The 14,684-nt window shown below is 68.8% G+C and carries 14 protein-coding genes; 5 read left to right on the forward strand and 9 right to left on the reverse strand.

What is annotated here, in order from left to right; all coding sequences use genetic code 11:
• Positions 1–67 precede the first annotated feature (67 nt).
• The 4 genes from ACIBH2_RS07930 (at position 68) to ACIBH2_RS07945 (ending at position 3,694) form a co-directional block, all read left to right on the forward strand.
• The gene (locus tag ACIBH2_RS07930; RefSeq protein ID WP_369633971.1) at positions 68–655 is read left to right on the forward strand and encodes a peroxiredoxin; all 588 of its coding nucleotides are present in this window, start codon (positions 68–70) and stop codon (positions 653–655) included.
• A gap of 46 nt (positions 656–701) precedes the next feature.
• Positions 702–1,241, forward strand: coding sequence for a carboxymuconolactone decarboxylase family protein (locus ACIBH2_RS07935; RefSeq protein WP_397114660.1), 540 nt, complete (start codon positions 702–704; stop codon positions 1,239–1,241).
• 122 nt (positions 1,242–1,363) lie between these two features.
• Complete coding sequence (locus ACIBH2_RS07940) at positions 1,364–2,056, forward strand: PhzF family phenazine biosynthesis protein (protein WP_397114662.1); 693 nt, start codon at positions 1,364–1,366, stop codon at positions 2,054–2,056.
• A gap of 117 nt (positions 2,057–2,173) precedes the next feature.
• Positions 2,174–3,694 carry an MFS transporter gene (locus ACIBH2_RS07945; RefSeq protein WP_397114665.1) on the forward strand — a complete coding sequence of 507 codons (1,521 nt, stop codon included), beginning with the start codon at positions 2,174–2,176 and terminating at the stop codon, positions 3,692–3,694.
• Positions 3,695–3,742: 48 nt separating this feature from the next.
• On the opposite strand, the gene ACIBH2_RS07950 is transcribed toward ACIBH2_RS07945, so the two are convergent.
• The 9 genes from ACIBH2_RS07950 to ACIBH2_RS07990 form a co-directional block, all read right to left on the reverse strand.
• Positions 3,743–4,939: an aspartate aminotransferase family protein gene (locus ACIBH2_RS07950; protein WP_397116884.1), complete on the reverse strand. Its 1,197-nt coding sequence runs from the start codon at positions 4,937–4,939 to the stop codon at positions 3,743–3,745.
• 144 nt (positions 4,940–5,083) lie between these two features.
• The gene (gene iolD / locus ACIBH2_RS07955; protein ID WP_397114667.1) at positions 5,084–6,928 is read right to left on the reverse strand and encodes a 3D-(3,5/4)-trihydroxycyclohexane-1,2-dione acylhydrolase (decyclizing); all 1,845 of its coding nucleotides are present in this window, start codon (positions 6,926–6,928) and stop codon (positions 5,084–5,086) included.
• A gap of 10 nt (positions 6,929–6,938) precedes the next feature.
• Complete coding sequence (iolB, locus tag ACIBH2_RS07960) at positions 6,939–7,829, reverse strand: 5-deoxy-glucuronate isomerase (protein ID WP_397114669.1); 891 nt, start codon at positions 7,827–7,829, stop codon at positions 6,939–6,941.
• Positions 7,826–8,719: an aldolase gene (locus ACIBH2_RS07965; protein WP_397114671.1), complete on the reverse strand. Its 894-nt coding sequence runs from the start codon at positions 8,717–8,719 to the stop codon at positions 7,826–7,828. The genes iolB and ACIBH2_RS07965 overlap by 4 nt, the downstream gene beginning before the upstream one ends.
• Complete coding sequence (gene iolC, locus ACIBH2_RS07970; protein ID WP_397114673.1) at positions 8,710–9,648, reverse strand: 5-dehydro-2-deoxygluconokinase; 939 nt, start codon at positions 9,646–9,648, stop codon at positions 8,710–8,712. Before iolC ends, ACIBH2_RS07965 begins: the two co-directional genes overlap by 10 nt.
• On the reverse strand, positions 9,645–10,430 hold the full coding sequence (locus tag ACIBH2_RS07975; protein ID WP_397114675.1) for an ATP-binding cassette domain-containing protein: 786 nt from the start codon (positions 10,428–10,430) through the stop codon (positions 9,645–9,647). The genes iolC and ACIBH2_RS07975 overlap by 4 nt, the downstream gene beginning before the upstream one ends.
• Positions 10,427–11,479: an ABC transporter permease gene (locus ACIBH2_RS07980; RefSeq protein ID WP_397114678.1), complete on the reverse strand. Its 1,053-nt coding sequence runs from the start codon at positions 11,477–11,479 to the stop codon at positions 10,427–10,429. Before ACIBH2_RS07980 ends, ACIBH2_RS07975 begins: the two co-directional genes overlap by 4 nt.
• 22 nt (positions 11,480–11,501) lie before the next feature.
• The gene (locus tag ACIBH2_RS07985) at positions 11,502–12,497 is read right to left on the reverse strand and encodes a sugar ABC transporter substrate-binding protein (protein WP_397114680.1); all 996 of its coding nucleotides are present in this window, start codon (positions 12,495–12,497) and stop codon (positions 11,502–11,504) included.
• 18 nt (positions 12,498–12,515) lie between these two features.
• Entirely contained in the window at positions 12,516–13,418 is a 903-nt protein-coding gene (locus ACIBH2_RS07990; protein ID WP_397114682.1) for a TIM barrel protein, read from the reverse strand.
• A 256-nt stretch (positions 13,419–13,674) separates the two neighbouring features.
• On the opposite strand from ACIBH2_RS07990, the gene ACIBH2_RS07995 reads away from it, so the two are divergent.
• The gene (locus ACIBH2_RS07995) at positions 13,675–14,679 is read left to right on the forward strand and encodes a LacI family DNA-binding transcriptional regulator (protein WP_397114684.1); all 1,005 of its coding nucleotides are present in this window, start codon (positions 13,675–13,677) and stop codon (positions 14,677–14,679) included.
• Positions 14,680–14,684: the final 5 nt, after the last annotated feature.

The following is a 14,684-nucleotide window of genomic DNA, read 5'->3' on the forward strand; positions in this document are numbered from 1 at the left end:
GGGGTTTGGGCAAGATCGTTCGCAGCAGTCACGACACGATCGATTCGACTACCCAGAGGAGCAAAGCATGGCCCTGCTGACCATCGGCGACCAGTTCCCCGCCTACAACCTGACGGCTGTCATCGGCGGTGATCTCTCGAAGGTGAACGCTCAGCAGCCCGACGACTACTTCACCCAGATCTCGAGCGACGACTACGCGGGCAAGTGGCGCATCGTCTTCTTCTGGCCGAAGGACTTCACCTTCGTGTGCCCGACCGAGATCGCCGCCTTCGGCAAGCTGAACGACGAGTTCGCCGACCGCGACGCGCAGGTGCTGGGCGCTTCGGTCGACAACGAGTTCGTGCACTTCCAGTGGCGCGCCCAGCACGAGGATCTCAAGACCCTCCCGTTCCCCATGCTGAGCGACCTGAAGCGTGAACTGGCCACCGCCACCGGCGTTCTCAATGCCGACGGCGTCGCCGACCGCGCCACCTTCATCATCGATCCGAACAACGAGATCCAGTTCGTCTCGGTCACCGCCGGTTCGGTGGGCCGCAATGTCGACGAGGTGCTGCGGGTGCTCGACGCGCTGCAGTCCGACGAGCTGTGCGCCTGCAACTGGAAGAAGGGCGATCCCACCATCAAGGCGGGCGAGCTCATGACCGCGTCGGTCTGATTCGCGGTTCGTCCGAAGCTCCCGTCCGACAAAGGATTTCATCGCTGTGACCATCGACAACCTGAAGAACTCGCTCCCCGAGTACGCCAAGGACCTCAAGCTCAACCTGTCCTCGATCGCGCGCACCACCGTGCTGACCGAGCAGCAGCTGTGGGGCACCCTGCTCGCGTCGGCGGCCGCCACCCGTTCGGCCACCACGCTGCGTGAGATCGCGGAGGAGGCCGCCGACACCCTGTCGGCGGAGGCGTACAACGCCGCCCTCGGCGCCGCGTCCATCATGGGTATGAACAATGTGTTCTACCGAGGCAAGGCGTTCCTGGGCGGCCGCTACGACGATCTGCGGGCCGGTCTGCGCATGCAGATCATCGGCAGCCCGGGCGTCGACAAGGCCGATTTCGAGCTGTGGTCCTTCGCGGTGTCGTCGATCAACGGCTGCGCGCACTGCCTGGAGGCGCACGAGAACACCCTGCGCGAGGCGGGCGTCTCCCGCGAGGTGATCTTCGAATCGCTGCGGGTGGCCGCCATCGTGGCGGGCGTGGGCCAGGCGGTGGCCTCCACCGAGGCGCTGGCTACCGCGTCGGTCTAGGACTGCTCGGTCACGAAAGGCCGCGTAACCACTTCGGTTACGCGGCCTTTCGCATGGCCGGATCCGGACATGCTCCACACCTGCCTCCCCGTGCCCACGCGGTGACGTCGTAGCCTGAAGCCATGACCGTTCCGGAGAGCGATGGCACGCAGATCGAAGTGGTTCGGGTATTCACCGACGCGACCGGTCGATTCGGCAATCCGCTCGGTATCGCCCGCGCCGGGGACGTGATCGACGTCGACCACCAGGCGTTGGCCGCCCGTGCCGGGTACGCGGAGACCGTGGTCGTGGAGGACCCGATCGAGGACCGCGCTCGCATGCGCATCTACACGCCCGCGGTGGAGCTGCCCTTCGCGGGGCATCCGACCGTCGGCACCGGCTGGTGGCTCAATGCCCGGCGCACGCCGGTCTCCGTGCTCGAGGTCCCGGCCGGTCCGGTCGAGGTGGCCGCCACCGACGGCCTCACCTGGGTGCGCGCCCGCGCGGAATGGGCTCCGAAATTCGAGTTCCACCAGTTCGCCAGCGCCGAGGAGATGGCCACCCTCGATCCCGCCGACTTCGCCTCCGGCTCGCATTACGTGTGGGCCTGGACCGATGAACCCCGGGGCGCGGTGCGCGCCCGAATGTTCGCCCCCGCCATGGGAATCGCCGAGGACGAGGCCACCGGCGCGGCCGCCATCGCCCTCACCACCCTGCTGCGCCGCAGCATCAACATCACCCAGGGCGCGGGCTCGCAGATGTTCACCGAATGGGATTCCGACGGCTGGGTGCGCCTCGGCGGACGGACGGTGGCAGACCACCCGGTAGTCGTCTGATTCGCGAAAAATCGGTTGCCGATGTTGTCGGTGGCCGGTGAGAGTGTAGGGATCACGCCGTCCGAATCGGCAGTCCCACACTCCCAAGCGAAGGACGTCTCCGCCGTGGAAACAGCTGTGAGTTCATCGTCGCGCGGGCCTCTCGCCGAGCGTCGCGCGGGACGCCGCGAATGGATCGGGCTGGGTGTGCTGGCGCTGGCCTGCCTGGTCTATGCCATGGATCTGACCGTGCTGCATCTGGCGGTGCCGCAGATCAGTGCGGTGCTGCACCCGACCTCGTCGCAGTTCATGGTGGCGGGGCTGCTCATCACCATGGGGACACTCGGTGACCGGATCGGTCGGCGGCGCATCCTGTTGATCGGGGCTGCCGCCTTCGGGCTGGTCTCCGTGATCGCGGCGTTCGCGCCGACCGCCGAGACGCTGATTCTGTGCCGGGCGCTGCTCGGTATCGCCGGGGCCACGCTCGCGCCGTCCACACTCTCGTTGATCTTCAATATGTTCCGCGACGCGCGGCAGCGGTCGGTGGCGGTGGGCGTGTGGGTGGGCGCGTTCTCCGCCGGTGGCGCGATCGGGCCGCTGTTGGGTGGCGTTCTGCTGGAACACTTCTGGTGGGGGTCGGTGTTCCTGCTGGCGGTGCCGGTGATGGTGTTGCTGCTGGTGCTCGGGCCGAAGGTGTTGCCGGAGTTCCGGGATCCCGAGGCCGGGCGGTTGGATCTGATCGGTGCGGGCCAGTCGATGCTCACGATGATCGCGCTGGTCTTCGGGATGAAGCAGATCGCGCAGGATGGGATCGGCGCGACCGCCCTCATCGCGCTGGCCGTCGGTGTCGTCACCGGTGTGCTGTTCGTGCGGCGGCAGCTGTCGCGACCCGATCCGATGCTCGATCTGCGGCTGTTCCGGCTCGGTGAGTTCCGAACAGCCTTGACGGTCAACGTGATCGGTGTCTTCGTCGCGTTCGGGTACTTCCTGTTCATCGGGCAGTACTTCCAGCTGGTGCTGGGAATGTCGCCCTTGCGGGCCGGAATCGCCATGGCTCCCTCGGGCCTCGGCTTCATTGTCGGCTCGCAGCTGGCACCGCGCATTGTGCGTATCGTGCGGCCCGCCTACATGATCGGCGGCGGAATGGCCGTGGCGGCGATCGGGTTGGCCATGCTGACGCGGGTGTCGCTGCACGATGGACCGGCGCTGGCGGTGGTCGCCTCGCTGCTGATTTCGCTCGGCTTGGCGCCCGTATTCGGCATCACCACCGAACTGATCGTCGGCTCCGCTCCCCCGGAGCAGGCCGGTGCGGCCTCCGGACTCTCCGAGACCGGTGCCGAATTGGGTGGCGCGCTGGGCATTTCGATTCTCGGGAGTATGAGCGTCGCCATCTATCGCGGTGATCTGGCGGATCTGCCGGGCGGATTGCCGCCGGAGGCCACCGAATCGATCCGCGACACTCTCGGCGCGGCCGTCGCGGTGGCCGATTCGCTCCCGGAGCGCGCGGGTGCGGCCGTGCTCGAGGCGGCGCGGGAGGCGTTCCTGCACGGCGTGCACCTGACCGCCGGGATCGTGACGGTCGCGGCGGCGGTGCTGGCGGTCGTCTCGGTGATCCGGCTGCGCCACATTCCCGCGGGCGAGCTCGGCGGGCACGAATAGCGACAATGCCCGGGGCCACTTCGGCCCCGGGCATTGTCGTCGTGTTGCTTACGCGTCGAGCGCGCGACCGAACGCCGCCGCCATCTCGGCGACCTGCTGTTCGGTGATGACGAAACTCGGCGAGATCTGTAGCGCGCCCTGTCCGGCGGCGCGGGTCGAAACACCGTGCGCCCGCAGGGTTTTCACCATGCCGAGGGCCTCGGCCGGATCGGCGAGCTGCACCGCCGCCACCGCGCCCAGACCACTGCGCACCTCGGCCACCTTGGCATGCGAGGCGAGCGGCGAGAAATACTCGTGCAGCAGCGCTTCCAGGTTCTTGGACGCGTCGAGGAGGTGTTCGCGCTCGATGATGTCGAGGTTGGCCATGGCCGCCGCGGCCGAGGCCGCGTGCCCGCCGTAGGTGTAGCCGTGCCGGAACCAGGTGCCGCCCGCGAAGAACGGCTCGGCCACGCGCGGGGCCACGAAGACCGCGCCCATGGGCAGGTAGCCGGAGGTCAACCCCTTGGCGGTGGTCATCAGATCGGGCTGGAGGTCGAAACGCGAAGAGGCGAACCAGGATCCGCCGATGCGGCCGAATCCGGTGACCACCTCGTCGGCCGCGAACAGAATGTCGTTCTCGCGGCAGATGCGGCGCACCTCGGTGAGGTAGCCCTCCGGCGGCAGGTACACCCCGCCCGCGCCGATGATCGGTTCGGCGAAGAACGCGGCGATGCGATCCGCGCCGAGTTCGGCGATGAGGGCGGTGAGCGCGGCCGGATCGTCCCAGGCGATGGTGCGGGCGTCGGCCATGAGTTCGCCGTAGCCCTCGCGGTTCACCGGGATACCCGCGAGCGCGGTGCCCGCGACGTGCATGCCGTGGTAGGCCTTCTGGCGGCCGACGATGATGTTCTTCTCCGGCTTCCCCTGCTCGTGCCAGTAGCGCCGGGCCATCTTGGCGGCGGTGTCGATACCGTCGGAGCCGCCGGAGGTGAAGAAGATCTTGCTGCCCGGCACCGGCGCGATACCGGCCAGCCGCTCGGCGAGCTCCCGCAGCACCGGGGAGGCCAGGTCGCCGAAGTTGGAGTAGTGCGCGATATCACCGAGCTGCGCGGCCACGGCGTCGGCGATCTCGCGCCGCCCGTGCCCGACATTGGTGAACCACAGTCCGGCCGTGGCGTCGAGGTACCGGTTGCCCGCCTCGTCCCAGATATACGCGCCGTCACCGCGCGCCACCACGAACGCCCCGTCACGCTCGACCGCACCCATATCAGCGAAGCCGTGCCACAGCGAACCCACAAGCACCTCCCTCGACCACCCGCCCGCATTCGCGAACGACGCATTTCACTTCACGACAACGGTAGCTGTCGAGTGAGGTCATGCCGGAACCGGTATGGCGGTCGGGCGGGGCGCTCAGGTGGGTCGGGTGTAGCGGAGCTGGCGGGGTTTGGCCTCGTCGTGGTCGGCGCGGCCCGGGAGGTGTTCGGGGACACCGACTTCCCAGAACGCCCCGGCTTCGGTCCAGGACGAGGGTTGGGTGCGGATGACCACGACGGCGGGATGGTGTTCGGCCGTGGCGGCGGCGCGGGCGCGACCGTAGGCGATGCGGAATTGCGCCAGGTCACGGGCCGGGAAGACCAGGCAGCCGAGGGCGTGGGCGTGGGCGGCGAAGTCGACGCGAGGCGGGCGGGGGTGGTTGGTGCGGCAGTGCGCGTAGAAGTTGTTGTACGGTTCGCCGCCCTGGCCCTCTTGCAGGCGGGCGATGACGGCGTAGCCGTCGTTCTCGCAGACCACGGCGACCATGGGGTGTCCGGCGAAGGCCGCGGAGAAGAGCTCGGAATTGAGCATGAGGTAGGAGCCGTCGCCGAGCATGGTGGTGACCAGGCCGCGGGTGTGGGTCATGGCCGCGCCCCACGCGCCCGCGAGTTCGTATCCCATACAGGAGAAGCCGTACTCGACATCCATGGTGGGTTCGCCGCCGGTGGCACGCCAGCCGCCGACGAGTTCGCCGGGCAGCCCGCCCGAGGCGGTCATGACGTAGTCGCTGGGTGTGCTGAGTTCGTTCACGACACCGACGATCTGGGCGTAGGTGGGCGGGCCCTGGGTGGGGGCGCGCAGTTTGTCGATATGGGTATCCCATTCGGAGCGCACGGCGGCGGCGCGGGCGGTCCAGCCGGAGTCGACGCGCCACCCGGTCATATGGTCGCCGAGATCGGCGAGGGTGGCGTCGGCGTCGCCGACCACGTCCAGGGCGCCGTGCTTCACCGCGTCGAAGCGGGCGGCATTGATGTGGATGAGCCGGACCGCGGGGTCGAAGACGGTCCACGAGGCGGTGGTGAAGTCCTGCAGGCGGGTGCCGATGGCCAGCACCAGGTCGGCCTCGGCGGCCATGGCATTGGCGGAGGCGGCGCCGGTGACGCCGAGCGGTCCGGCGTAGAGCGGGTTGTCGTGTGGCACCAGGGTGCGTCCGGCGGTGGTCTCGGTGACCGGAATACCGTGCCGCTCAGCGAATTCCAGTGCGCGCGGCGCGGCTCCGGAATATCGGACGCCGCCGCCCAGGATCATGAGCGGCCGCCGGGCGCGCCGCAGCGCCGCCGACGCCTCGGCCAGGCTCTGCCGGTCGGCGCGGGCCCGCCGCACCCGATGCACCACGGGTTCGAACAGCGTTTCCGGGAAGTCGAAGGTCTCGACCTGCACGTCCTGCGGCAGCGCCAGCGTGACCGGCCCCGTCTCCGCCGGATCGGTGAGCACCCGCGCCACCTGCGGGAGGGTGGCCAGCAGTTGTTCGGGCCGGGTGATGCGGTCGAAGTAGCGGCTCACCGCCCGGAAGGCGTCGTTGGCGGTGATCGTGGGATCGCCGAAGTGCTCCACCTGCTGCAGCACCGGGTCGGGGGCGCGGCTGGTGAAGGTGTCGCCGGGCAGGAGCAGCAGCGGCAGCCGATTGGCGTGGGCGACACCGGCGGCGGTCACCATATTCAGCGCGCCCGGTCCGATCGAGGAGGTGGCGACGCCGACCTGTCGCCGGTGGGTGGCCTTGGCGAGCCCGACCGCGGCCAGCGCCATGCCCTGTTCGGTGTGTCCGCGCCACACCGGCATGACATCGCGGCGTTCCTCGAGGGCGGTACCCAGGCCGAGCACGTTTCCGTGCCCGAAGATGGCGAAAACTGCTGGGAACATGGGCACTTCGCGCCCGTCGAGAGTTTCCGAATGCTGTGCGATCAGCCAGGCGACCAGGGCCTGCGCGGTGGTGAGTCTCATGCCTACAACCTCATTCGATTCGACCCTTGTGGTCGGTGACCGGGCACCTCGGATCGGTTGCCTCGTGCTGCCACCGATCCCGCACCCAGGAGTGCGCGGGATCGTCGCAGAAGGCCATGGAGCGTTCCGGGGCCGGACCGGCCAGGACGTTCAGGTAGTACATGGGGTATCCGGGCGCGGCGATGCAGGGCCCGTGATAGCCGTGCGGCACCAGGAAGACGTCGCCGTCGCGGACGGCGACGTTCTCGTCCAGGCCGCCATCGGCGGTGTAGGTGCGGTGCATGCCGAAACCTTCTGGGGCGGGAGTGATTCCATCCCTTCCCGCGATTCTGAAGTAATAGATCTCCTCGTTCACGACCTCGCAGTCGCTGGCCTCGTCGTGTTTGTGCGGTGGATAGGACGACCAATTGCCGTCGGGGGTGATGAGTTCGCAGGCATTGAGTTTGTCCGCGTGGTCCCAGACGCCGGGAGTCCCGAAGTTGGTGACCTGACGGGTGGCCTGGCCCGCGCCGCGCACCTCGACCGGAACCTCCTCGGCGGGACCGTATTTCGGGGTCAGACGGCGGGTGCAGCGGGCCATGGGCAGGGCGACTTCCAGACCGGTGGCCGTGGTGATCTCGAAGTCGGCGTCGCGGGGAATGTAGGCGAAGTCGGTGACCCTGGTGAAGACCGAGTCGCGGCCTTCCAGTTCGAAGGTGAGGCCGTCGACACGGATGACGCACGACCCCGCCAGCGGCAGTACGAATGCCTCGCAGCTCATGGAGTGCAGCACGCGCGATTCACCCGCGGCCAGCCGGAGCACCCGCAGCCCGGTGTAGTTCCATCCGGCTCGTTCGGGGCTGAGCAAGACGGGATCGCCTGCCTCCGTGAGGGTTCCGGCGGGATGGTGCAGTGCGGTCATCGCGCGGCCTCCAAGGTGCTGGCTGCCGCGTCCACGGCGGCGGCCACATCACCGTCGGGCGGGTAGAGCAGACTGCGGCCGACCACCAGGCCGCGCACCACCTCGTGGCGCAGCGCGGTGCCCCAGGAGGCCAGGTCGGCGGCCGGGTCGCCCGAGGGGATGCCGCCCAGCACGACCACCGGCAGCGTGGTGGCCTCCAGTACCGAAACATCCTCGGGCGCGGGAATCTTCAGCCAGGTGTAGGCCGAGGTGATGCCGAGTCCCGCCGCCACCGTCACGGCGCGTTGCAGCGAGGCCGCGTCCTTGCACATGACCAGCGCCCCGGCGGCGTCGCGTTGATACGGCAGCGGTTCCACCATGGCCATCAGTCCGTGCGCGGCCAGGGCCGAGACGGCGCGGGCGCAGGCGTGCAGGGTCGGTGCGGTGCCCCAGTCCGAATCCACCAGGCGCAGCAGCATTTTCCCGCCGTCGAGCCCGAATTTCACGAGGGATTCGGCATCGTAGCCGGTGAAGCGGTCGTCGATCTCCCAGTCCGCTCCGGCCAGTCCGCCGCGATTCATGGAGCCGACCACGACCTTGTCGTGCAGGGCATCGAGCAGCAACAGCTCCTCGACGATATCGGGTGAGCCCAGCACCCCGTCCACGGCCGGATTCTCCAGGGCGATGAGCAGGCGCTCCAGCAGGGTGCGCCGGTCCGCCATGGCGGTGCGGTCCGGGCCCACCCCGATGGCTCCGCGCGCCGGATGGTCCGCCGCCACCAGGAACAGGCTGCCGCGCTCGGAGAGCAGCCTCGGGCGGCGACGCCGGTTGGCGTAGGCGCGGGCCACCGCGTCGGGTTCGGTGGCGCGCACCCGCAGCAGTTCCTGCCAGCGCTCGTCGGTCAGGTGCACAGCAGCTCCTCGATCTCGGCGGCGGTGGGCATGGCGTCGGCGCAGGCCAGCCGCGAGGCCACCAGCGCCCCGGCGGCATTGGCGTAGGTCGCCAGCCGATGCGGCTCCCAGCCGGACAGCAGGCCGTGCGCGAGCGCGCCGCCGAAGCCGTCGCCCGCGCCGAGACCGCAGACCACCTCGACCCGGCACGGCGGCACCGTGGAGCGTTCCTCGGCGGTGGCCACCAGGACGCCGTCGGCGCCGCGTTTGATGACCGCGAGCCGGACGCCGCGCGCGAGCAGACGGTCGGCGGCCTGGTCGGGGTCGTCGGTGCCGACCGCGACGCGCGCCTCGGTTCTATTGCCCACCACCACGTTCACGTGGTCGAGCAGCCAGTCGATCTCGGCGTGGGCGGTCCGCTCGTCGGGCCAGAACATGGGCCGGTAGTCGAGATCGAGGACGGTGTGACCGCGGCGTCCACGGCGCAGCAGCAGCTCGCGGTGGGTCGAGCGGCTGGGTTCGACGCTCACGCCGGTACCCGTCACCCAGAGCAGCGGCACGGAATCCACGACGTCCCAGGGGATCTCGTCGGAGGTGAGAGTCAGGTCCGGTGCGACCGGCAGGCGGTAGAACAGCAGGGGCGGATCGGCGGGCGGGTTCAGTTCGCAGAACACCACGGGCGTCAGCAGATCCGGTGCGGTGGATACGTACCGCGCCGAAACCCCGAAGCCCTCCAACGCCGTTCGCACATAGCCGCCGAAACCGTCCGGGCCCACCTTCGTGAGCACCGCCGCCCGCCGACCCAGCCGCGCGGCCGCCACCGCCACATTGGTGGCCGTTCCGCCGAGGGACTTCGCGAAGGTCCGCACTTCGGCCAGCGGCACACCGCTCTGCTCCGGGTACAGGTCCACCCCGACCCGTCCGACGGTCAGCACCTCCACGTCGGTCACTCCGACACCACCCGCGCCAATTCGTGTTGCAGCGCTTCGAGTTCCGCGCCACCGGCCATCTGCCGGGTCAGCTCCGACAGGTCGATCTGGTTCTTCTCGTAGGAGCCGAGCACCGTGCCACGCTTGAGCAGCAGGAACCGATCGCCCACCGGGAAGGCGTGATGCGGGTTGTGGGTGATGAGCACGACGCCGAGGCCGCGATCGCGGGCCTGGACAACGTATTTCAGGACGATGCCCGCCTGCTTCACGCCGAGCGCCGCGGTGGGTTCGTCGAGAATCAGGACCTTCGCGCCGTAGTGCACGGCGCGGGCGATCGCGACGCATTGACGCTGACCGCCGGAGAGGGTGCCCACCGGCTGCTCCAGGTCGCGAATCTCGATACCCATGTCGTCCAGGGCTTTTCGGGTGATCTCGCGCGCGTTTCCACGGTCCAGCAGACGAATCGGGCCCAGGCTCCGAGTGGGTTCGGAGCCGAGTACGAAATTGCGCCAGACGCTCATCAGCGGGACCACCGCCAGATCCTGGTACACGGTGGCGATACCGCGATCCAAAGCCTCACGCGGAGACGCGAATCGGACCGACTCGCCCTCGACCAGCAGTTCCCCGGTGTCGTGCTGATGCACTCCGGCCAGGATCTTGATGAGCGTGGACTTGCCCGCGCCATTGTCACCTAGGACGCAGGTGACCTCCCCGGCCCGCACCACGGTGGACACGTCCCGCAACGCCACGACTCCGCCGTAGCTCTTGCCGATATCGACGGCTTCGATCAGTGGGGTGGTCATCGGCGTACCCTTTCCGCCTGCTTCTTGAACGCGTTGTTGACCAGCACGGCCGCCAGCAGCAGGATGCCGAGGAAGAGCATGAACCAGTCGCTGTTCCAATTGGCGTAGACGATGCCCTGGCGGGCCATGCCGAAGATGAGCGCGCCGATGGCCGCGCCGACCACCGAGCCGAAGCCGCCGGTCAGCAGGCAGCCGCCCACGACCGCGGCGATGATGTACTGAAACTCCAGTCCCACACCCTGATTCGCCTGCACGCTGGTGAACCGCAGCAGATTGCACGCGCCCACCACCCAGGCGGCGAAGGCGGTGCCCATGAACAGCAGGATCTTGGTGCGGACCGCGGGCACACCCACGGCGCGGGCGCTGGGCAGCGAACCGCCGACCGCGAAGACCCAGTTGCCGAACTTGGTGCGCATCAACAGGATCGCGGCCAGCGCGGTGAGCACGATCCACCACAGCACCGACGCCTGAATGTGCGCGTCACCGATATCGGTGGTGGCGGCGAACACCCACCCGGCGGACTCGTAGCCGTCCGCGCTGCGCATACCCGACACCTGCACGGTGCCCGTAACCCACCGCGTCACACCGAGATTCAAGCCCTGTAGCGCCAGGAACGTGCCCAGGGTGACGATGAAGCTCGGCAGGCCGGTGCGCATGACCACCCAGCCGTTGAGCGCGCCCACCGCCAACGCGAAGATCAGCGACGCGCCGAGTGCGAACCACACGTTCCAGCCCAACTCCACCGCCAGCAAGGCGGTGACCAGGGCCGTGGAGGCCGTCATCACACCGGCGGAGAGGTCGAACTCGCCGCCGATCATGAGCAGCGCCACCGCGATGGCCATGATGCCGAGGGTGGAGGCGTCGTCGAGCCAGTTGGCCACCCCGGCCGGGCTGAGGAACTCATCGGTGATCGCCGAGAAGAAGACGAACACCACCAGCGCGCCCAGCCCGGCGCCGAGCTCCGGCCGCACGATGAGCCGCTGCATCAGCGTGGGCTGATGCTCCGACTGACTCTCGGGGCTCACGGGATCCTTTGTCACAACAGTCATTTCCTGCTCTCCTGACCTGTGCTCACCGCGTGCCCTGGGCGACGAGGCCGCCGACGGCGTCGACATTGTTCTTGTCCACGAAGGCCGGACCCGTCTGCACCGGCTTACCGCCGCCGACGGTGTCGAGATTCGACTTGTACAGCTGCAACATGACCACCGGCAGATAGCCCTGCAAATACTGCTGCTGGTCGACGGCGAAGAGCAGGCTGCCCGCCTTGATCGCCTCCACCACATCGGAATTCAGGTCGAAGGTGGCGACGGCGGCCGGTGAGCGCGACTCCCGTGCCGCGTCCACGGCGCGCGCCGCGATCTGCGAATTCAGGGTGAGCACGGCGTCGATGGCGCGGTCGGCCTCCAGCGCGCCGCGAATACGGGCCTGTGCGTCGGTGGGGTTGTTGATGTCGACCTGGAGGGTGGTGGCATTGCCGAAGCCCTGGGTGGCACCGGCGCAGCGGTCGTTCGCGCCGATATTGCCCGCCTCGTGAATGACGCAGAGCATCTTGGACTTTCCGGCCTCCTTCAGCCGGGAGCCCGCTGCCTCACCGGCGAGGCGTTCGCTCTGCCCGACATGGCCGATGGCGCCGTACTTCGCGCTCTCGGACTCACCGGAGTTGATGGTCACCACCGGAATACCCGCCGCCACAGCGCGTTCCACGGATTCCTTCAGCGAATCCGGGTTCGCCATGGAGACCACGAGGCCGCCCACGCGCTGCGCCACCGCGTTGTCGATGAGCTTGGCCTGCTGTCCGGGATCGCCGGAAGAGTTGTATTCCACTCGGACACCGAGCTTTTCGCCCGCCACCTCCGCGCCGTTCTTCACGACGTTCCAGAAGGCGTCACCGGGGGAACCGTGGGTCACGAAGGCGACCGATTCGAGGGTGCCCACCTCCACGGGTGCGCGGGTGGTGCCGGTGGTGTCCGCGCCGGGGCCGGTGCAGGCGGCCAGCACCGCGACCGCGACGGTCGCCAGCGGCAGCCACCGCCACCGGCCTCGGCGCGGTCTGATCACTCGAGACATCGTCGTCCTCACTTCCACCTATATCCGTGCGGCGGTGAGCGCGGAGCCGATGGCCGCCAGATGCCGCAAGCTGTGTTCGGCCTCGCGGGTCGGCGTCCTCGCGGAATCGCCGGGCCGCAGTGCCGTGTCCTGCTCGATCACATACCAGCCCCGGTATCCGGCCTGGTGGAGGTGGCGCACCAGCGTGTCGATATCGACATCGCCGGTGCCGAGCGAGACATAGAGGCCCCGGCGTACCGCCTCGCTGTATTCCACTGCGCCGGAGCGCACCTGGTCGGCGAGGTCGCGGCGGACATCCTTGAGGTGGACGTGCCCGATGCGGTCGGCGTGGCGCTGGGCCAGCCGGACCGGATCGGTACCACCGATGAGCAGATGTCCGGTATCGAGGCAGAGCCGGAGTTCGGAGTCGGCGAGGAAGCGTTCGACCTCGGGCTCGGTCTCCACGTGGGTGCCGACGTGCGGGTGCAGGGTGGTGCGCAGGCCGTACTCGGCGGCCGCGGCGGCTATCCGCGAGGCCGACTCGACCAGGGTGCGCCACTGCGCGTCGGTGAGTTCGGGGCGGGTGTCGTAGCCGTCCAGGCCGGTGGCGGCCGCGAGAATCAGCACCTCGGCCCCGGCCGCCGCGTACCGGGCGGCGGTCTCGCGGGCGAGCGCGAGCACCTGATCGGGCTCGCGGTGCAGCGGGAGGGCGAGAAATCCGCCGATGGCCGTCAGGCCGTGCTCCGCGAGTGCCGTGCGCACGTCCTCGGGTTCGGCGGGCAGATAACCGGGTGGTCCGAATTCGGTGGCGGTGATGCCGAGTGCGGCCATCGCGGAGAAGACGGTCCGCGTATCGAGCACGTGCCCCCAGCCGGGCACCTCGCAGACTCCCCAGGAGATCGGTGCGGCGGCGATACGCAGCGGGTGCATCGGATCGGTCATGGAACTTCCTCGACCTCGTAGTCGTCGCGTCGGATGCTCGACGCGTTGGAGCGCTCCAACTATGTAATCTGGATCACTGGCGTGTCAAGAACCCTCAGCGGGCCAAATGATCACGAAATGCCTTGAAATAGCGTCTTTTACTGGGCGAACGGGTGACTCGAGCGTCTCGAAAATGTCCGATTAGAGCGCTCTATTGCTTGCCGCGCGACACCTCGGTAACCTGCGACACACAGCGTCGAACTGACACGGAGGCACCATGACGAGACCGACGATGGAGGACGTCGCCGCTCGGGCGGGCGTCTCCCGCGCCTTGGTCTCACTGGTCATGCGCGATTCCCCCAAGGTGAGCGAACACCGCCGACGCGCGGTGCTCGAGGCCGCGAAAGAGCTTGGCTACCAACCGCATTTCCTCGCCCGATCCCTTGCCAGCCGCACCTCGAACCTGGTTGGCGTGATGGTGTCGGACCTGCGTAATTCCTTCTTCGCCGAGGTGGTCGAGGGGATGGACGCGGCCGCACAGGAAGCCGGGTTGGAGTTGATTCTCAATACCGGGCGGCGCAGCGCGGCGCGGGAACGCGCGGCGTTGGAGAGTCTGCTGTCGTTTCGGCCCGGGGGCATCATCCTGCTCTCGCCGGTCCTTCCGGCCGCAGCGATCCGCGACGCTGCGGGACGGTGCCCGGTCGTGCTGGTCTCACGGACCTCGAGCAGCGCCGGGGTGGACACCGTCAACGACGATGGGGAGACCGGTGCCGCCCTGGCCGTGGATCACCTTGTGTCGCTGGGGCATCGGCGGATCGTGCACTTCGACGGCGGGGCCGCCTTCGCCGCCGCGCCGCGCCGCAAGGGGTACACGGCCGCCATGGAGCGGCACGGGCTGGAACCGATGGTGATTCCCAGTGAGCACACCGACGCGGCCGGGGCGGCGGCGGTACGCAAACTGCTGAAGGTCTTCTCCCCCAGCACCTTTCCCACGGCGTTGGTCTGCGGCAACGATTTCAACGCCTTCGGAGCCATCTCGGCGTTGGACGAAGCCGGACTCTCGGTGCCCGACGACGTCTCGGTGGTCGGCTACGACAACACCGCGCTGGCGGCGTTGCGCCACGTCGCGCTCACCACCATCGACCAACCTCGTACGCGCATAGGCCGATTGGCTGTCGACGCGCTCACCGAACGATTGCGCGACGGTCGCACCGACCCGCTGCGCACCCGCGTCGAACCCGCTCTGGTCGTCCGCGCCACGACGACCGCACCCCGCACCTGACAACC

The organism is Nocardia sp. NPDC050406, from assembly GCF_044459025.1.
Classification (GTDB): domain Bacteria; phylum Actinomycetota; class Actinomycetes; order Mycobacteriales; family Mycobacteriaceae; genus Nocardia.

Excerpts from the sequence above, each read along its gene's own strand:
- ACIBH2_RS07930 (WP_369633971.1), top strand. The coding sequence starts at position 68 with ATGGCCCTGCTGACCATCGGCGACCAGTTCCCCGCCTACAACCTGACG.
- ACIBH2_RS07940 (WP_397114662.1), top strand. The coding sequence starts at position 1,364 with ATGACCGTTCCGGAGAGCGATGGCACGCAGATCGAAGTGGTTCGGGTA.
- ACIBH2_RS07950 (WP_397116884.1), bottom strand. The coding sequence starts at position 4,939 with ATGGGTGCGGTCGAGCGTGACGGGGCGTTCGTGGTGGCGCGCGGTGAC.
- iolD (WP_397114667.1), bottom strand. The coding sequence starts at position 6,928 with ATGAGACTCACCACCGCGCAGGCCCTGGTCGCCTGGCTGATCGCACAG.
- iolB (WP_397114669.1), bottom strand. The coding sequence starts at position 7,829 with ATGACCGCACTGCACCATCCCGCCGGAACCCTCACGGAGGCAGGCGAT.
- ACIBH2_RS07975 (WP_397114675.1), bottom strand. The coding sequence starts at position 10,430 with ATGACCACCCCACTGATCGAAGCCGTCGATATCGGCAAGAGCTACGGC.
- ACIBH2_RS07980 (WP_397114678.1), bottom strand. The coding sequence starts at position 11,479 with ATGACTGTTGTGACAAAGGATCCCGTGAGCCCCGAGAGTCAGTCGGAG.
- ACIBH2_RS07985 (WP_397114680.1), bottom strand. The coding sequence starts at position 12,497 with ATGTCTCGAGTGATCAGACCGCGCCGAGGCCGGTGGCGGTGGCTGCCG.
- ACIBH2_RS07990 (WP_397114682.1), bottom strand. The coding sequence starts at position 13,418 with ATGACCGATCCGATGCACCCGCTGCGTATCGCCGCCGCACCGATCTCC.
- ACIBH2_RS07995 (WP_397114684.1), top strand. The coding sequence starts at position 13,675 with ATGACGAGACCGACGATGGAGGACGTCGCCGCTCGGGCGGGCGTCTCC.